Below are 255 nucleotides of genomic sequence, written 5' to 3'. Positions count from 1 at the left end.
TTTCTTGTTTGTTTAGTTTTGAGAGAGCAATTCTCTCAAGTGTATTCGTTCTTTGAAAACTAGATAATCGTAAGAAGAAGTAACCAAGTAAGAACCGAGTATCGCCATTTTAGTTTTTCTCTCTAATGATTAGAGTAAAACCTTTTAGGTTAAGTTAGAAAGGGCGCACGGTGAATGCCTTGGCACTAGGAGCCGATGAAGGACGGGACTAACACCGATATGCTTCGGGGAGCTGTAAGCAAGCTTTGATCCGGA

Annotated in this window: 1 rRNA gene; it reads left to right on the top strand. The window is 40.8% G+C overall.

The window, feature by feature from the left end:
* Positions 1-147: 147 nt before the first annotated feature.
* A 23S ribosomal RNA gene (locus M3183_RS26905) occupies positions 148-255 on the top strand; the annotation flags it as partial.

The organism is Neobacillus mesonae (assembly GCF_023715155.1).
Lineage (GTDB): Bacteria > Bacillota > Bacilli > Bacillales > Cytobacillaceae > Neobacillus > Neobacillus mesonae_A.
Note: the sequence above shows the minus strand (reverse complement) of the source record. Positions and strands in the feature narration are given on the sequence as shown.